This is a genomic window from Pedobacter sp. (assembly GCF_045628745.1).
GTDB lineage: Bacteria > Bacteroidota > Bacteroidia > Sphingobacteriales > Sphingobacteriaceae > Pedobacter.
The window spans coordinates 1-4059 of the sequence record NZ_JAZQPU010000470.1 but is presented as its reverse complement, the minus strand read 5'-3'; the positions used below and the strand labels follow the sequence as shown (position 1 = coordinate 4059).

At 41.1% G+C, this 4059-nt stretch carries 4 protein-coding genes and 1 pseudogene; 4 read left to right on the top strand and 1 reads right to left on the bottom strand.

Annotated elements, in window-relative coordinates; translation table 11 throughout:
* From mreC to ACR2F7_RS16850, 4 genes are all read left to right on the top strand, one after another.
* Positions 1 to 709, top strand: a 709-nt coding sequence (gene mreC / locus ACR2F7_RS16865; RefSeq protein WP_432714703.1) for a rod shape-determining protein MreC, incomplete at its 5' end; no start/stop codon positions are given.
* The gene (locus ACR2F7_RS16860) at positions 702 to 1217 is read left to right on the top strand and encodes a rod shape-determining protein MreD (protein WP_432714702.1); all 516 of its coding nucleotides are present in this window, start codon (positions 702 to 704) and stop codon (positions 1215 to 1217) included. The genes mreC and ACR2F7_RS16860, both read left to right, overlap by 8 nt.
* Positions 1217 to 3220: a penicillin-binding protein 2 gene (gene mrdA / locus ACR2F7_RS16855; protein WP_432714701.1), complete on the top strand. Its 2004-nt coding sequence runs from the start codon at positions 1217 to 1219 to the stop codon at positions 3218 to 3220. The genes ACR2F7_RS16860 and mrdA overlap by 1 nt, the downstream gene beginning before the upstream one ends.
* Positions 3217 to 3807, top strand: coding sequence for an FtsW/RodA/SpoVE family cell cycle protein (locus ACR2F7_RS16850; protein WP_432714700.1), 591 nt, complete (start codon positions 3217 to 3219; stop codon positions 3805 to 3807). Before mrdA ends, ACR2F7_RS16850 begins: the two co-directional genes overlap by 4 nt.
* A gap of 86 nt (positions 3808 to 3893) precedes the next feature.
* Here ACR2F7_RS16850 and ACR2F7_RS16845 read toward each other — a convergent pair.
* Positions 3894 to 4059 (bottom strand): annotated as a pseudogene (locus ACR2F7_RS16845) (S41 family peptidase); the annotation flags it as partial.

The following is a 4059-nucleotide window of genomic DNA, read 5'->3' as shown; positions in this document are numbered from 1 at the left end:
CAATGAAATTGTGGGCAATACTTATGAGCAACTGAACGTACTCAAAAAGTACGCTAACCTTGGTAAAGTAAATGATAGTCTGGCTTTTGAAAATGCAAACCTCTACACTCAGCTCCTGAAGATGAGAAATATCGACAGTGCTAAAAACACTGTTGTCAAAGACACCCTCACCCAGCAACAGTACACTTACCTTGCTGCAAGGGTCATCAAAAACTCCGTTACTTTACGAAACAACATCATCACCATTAGCAAAGGCAGTGTGGATGGCATTAAAGCTGGTATGGCTGTCATCTCTCCACTAAAAGGTGTGGTAGGTTTCATCAGAGACGTATCTCCTCACCTGGCCACCATACAGTCGCTATTGCATAAAGACACCAAAATAAGTGTCAACATCAAGAAAAACCATGCTTTAGGCTCTTTGGTATGGGGAGAAAAAAACTACAATTACCGCAAAGCTTATATCAAAGATATTCCTAACCACTTCAAGGTGAATTTAAAAGATACCGTCATTACCTCTGGTTTTGGCTCTTTCCCACCAGGAATTATTGTCGGCAGAATTAGTAATGCCGGAATAGCCACAGGAGACAATTTCTTAACCATTGAAATAGACCTCTTCAATGATTTCAATTCCCTGCAGTATGTTTATGTAATTAAAGATAAATTTGCTGAAGAGCAGAAATCTTTAGAATCTAAGTTACCCAATGAATAGCAAAATTATCCTCATTAACATACTCCGGTGGTTGCTACTGCTTTTCATCCAAATTATTCTGCTGAGAAACCTCAGCTTTTATGAACTGCCTACCCCTTTTGTGTATGTGCTGTTTCTCTTGTTACTTCCATTTAGAATGCCTAACATCCTGTTGTACCTTGTTGCTTTTGGCACAGGCTTAACGCTGGATGCTTTTTATGATACCCTGGGGGTACATGCCTCTGCCTGTGTGGCGTTGGTATTTGTGAGGATACAGTTCATCTCCATCAGTGTAAACAGAGATGGATTTGATGAACCAGAACCTACCTTAGGTAATATGGGTTTTAAATGGTTTTCCTTATATTCACTGTTGTGTATATACGCTCATCACCTTGTTGTATTTGTTTTAGAAGCTTTTAAAATATCTGAACTTTCCTATACGTTAATGAGGTGTTTGATAGGTGGAATTTTCACCTGGTTTATCATCATTTTGATAGAATTTTTATTCTATAACAGGAGACTTAGGTAATGGACAATCTGTTTAGCAGAAAATATACGATACAAGGAATTATACTTGTTGTTTGCTTTATCCTCATCGGGCAGTTATTTTACATGCAGGTGGTGAGCGACAAATACTTCCTTTTGTCTAACAGTAATGTGCTGCGCAAAATTTACACTTTCCCTGCCAGGGGTGTAATTTTTGACCGCAATGGCAAGGTGCTGGTACAAAACGAACCAGTATACGATTTAATGGTGATCCCCAACCAGGTAAAGCCTTTCGACACCTTAGATTTCTGTAATACCATTGGCATCGACATGCCGGGTTTCAGGAAACGCTTTAAAAAGGCTGTTGCCCAATCGCGGTACCAGCCTTCGGCATTTGAAAAACAACTTTCTGTACAAACCTATGCTTCCCTGCAGGAAAAACTCAGTCGTTTTCCCGGCTTTTTAGTGCAGGGAAGAACCGTACGTCATTACCCCGACAGTATTGCAGGACAGTTTTTTGGCTACGTCAAAGAGGTTACCCAAAAAGATATTGACACCACGAAAGGCTATTACAGACCTGGCGATTATATTGGTAAAGCGGGTATAGAAAGATTTTATAATACCGCCTTAAGGGGCGAACGTGGGGTGATCAACATGCTTTACGATGCACGTAATGTACCGCAGGGAAGTTACCTCGAAGGTAAATTCGACACTTTAGCACGCTCTGGCGATAAGGTGATCTCCACCCTTGATATTGAACTGCAAAGACTTGGCGAAGAGCTGATGCAAAATAAAGTAGGCAGTATTGTAGCTATAGAACCTTCTACAGGTGAAGTTTTAGCCTTTGTAAGCAGTCCGGGTTACGACCCCAATAAAATGGTTGGTCGCCAGCAGGGTAACAATTACATGGACATCTTCGGGCAACCCAACCGCCCTTTCTTGGTGAGGCCCATCTCAGGATACTATTCTCCAGGTTCAGCTTTTAAACCTTTAGATGCCTTAATTGGCTTACAAGATGGGGTAATTGATCCTGACATGACTTTTAATTGTCCGGGTGGTTACCGTGCAGGGAACCATTGGGTAAAATGCGAACACGTAGATGGCCCCATCAGCCTGCGCAAAGGCTTGGCAAGGTCTTGCAACACCTATGCCTGTTATGTGTTTGAAAAACTCATCACCCAAAGAAAATACAAGAGCCAGAAAGTAGCCTATGAAGAATGGCGAAATAAAGTTCAGAAGTTCGGTATCGGCACTCCCCTTGGTATAGATATGCCCTTTGAACGTAAAGGCACTTTATTTACTTCCGAAGAATATACCAAATGGTATGGTAAATACTGGGGTTATACCACCGTTATTTCCCTGGGTATTGGACAAGGAGAGATGAACACCACTCCATTACAGATGGCTAATATTATGGCTATCATTGCTAACCAGGGTTATTATGTAAAACCTCACCTGATCAAAGCTATTGGCGACAAAAAGCTGATCAGCAAGGAATATGTAGAAAAAAACTATGTAGGTGTAGACAAAAAGCATTTCGGCCCTGTGATTGATGGTATGCAAGATGCCGTAAATGCGCCATGGGGTACGGCCATAGCTTCCAGAATCCCTGATGTACTCATGTGTGGTAAAACTGGTACAGTACAAAATCCACATGGCAAAAACCACTCTGTATTTATAGGCTTTGCCCCAAGAGATAACCCAAAGATAGCCATTGCCGTTATTGTAGAAAATGCTGGTTATGGTTCTTCTTATGCAGCACCTATTGCCAGTTACCTTACCGAAAAATACCTTAAAGATTCTGTATCCAGAGGTAGAGTAGCCCAAATGGAATGGATGAAAAAACAAAGTGTTTTACCAGAGATGCCTAAGCCAAAGGTAAAGGCCTGGCCAAAAACAGCAGATACACTAAACAATAAAGCCACTTTGCCGGAAACAAAAACACTGCCTTCCCTAAAAAGCACTGTACCAGCAACAAATAGTAATATACCCGTTACCATCAACAATACGAATGATAACTCTAAAAATACAGGTGCTACAAAATGATCAATCAACAAGGCAATAGCAGCAGGTTCTTTTTCAATGTAGACTGGGTTACCATTTTAATTTATATGGCCCTGTGTACCATTGGCTATGTCAATATTTATTCTTCGGTTTACAACCCTGACCTCTCAGATGTTTATGATTTCGGCAGCAATTACGGTAAGCAGTTTATCTTTATCGTTACAGGGTTGATATTAGGCTTTTCTATCCTCTTGCTTGATGCCAAATTCTTTAGCGTCTTCTCTCCCATTGTCTATGGCATCACCATGTTACTACTCATTGCCGTATTGGTGGTCGGCAGAAAAATTGCCGGTAACCAGGCATGGATTCCTATTGGAAGCTTCAGGCTTCAGCCTTCAGAATTCGCCAAATTTGGTACGGCACTGCTCCTTGCCCGTTATGTAGGTACTTTTAGTCCTAAATTTAAAGACTTTAAGTCCATTTTGTTTGCAGCGCTCATTGTAGCTCTTCCCTTGTTTTTTATTATGATGCAGGAGACCAGAAAAACAACGTTTGCCACCCCTGTTAAGTTACCTTTCTTGCTAAACTTGGTCGTTTGCTCGGCAACAGAAAAATCAACATCAGCATAAGTGTCACTTTTACCATCCTTATTCTGATCCTGAGGCTTGTCGTTTTCATCCAATAATAGCTGGTGAGAAAGAATGGTAGCCTTATTCTCCCTCATCGTTTGGTTATAATATTCTTTAAACATCGTACCGGTAGCCGTAGAAGGCGCAATTAAATTGATGAGGTGTTCGGCTGTTTCTACATAACCGCCACCATTATAACGAAGATCAATAATTAAATCACTCACACCATCAGCGGCATATTTAGCAAATGCG

Bases quoted from the DNA above. Each gene is read 5' to 3' on its own strand.
- ACR2F7_RS16850 (WP_432714700.1), top strand. From the start codon at position 3,217: ATGATCAATCAACAAGGCAATAGCAGCAGGTTCTTTTTCAATGTAGAC.
- ACR2F7_RS16860 (WP_432714702.1), top strand. From the start codon at position 702: ATGAATAGCAAAATTATCCTCATTAACATACTCCGGTGGTTGCTACTG.
- mrdA (WP_432714701.1), top strand. From the start codon at position 1,217: ATGGACAATCTGTTTAGCAGAAAATATACGATACAAGGAATTATACTT.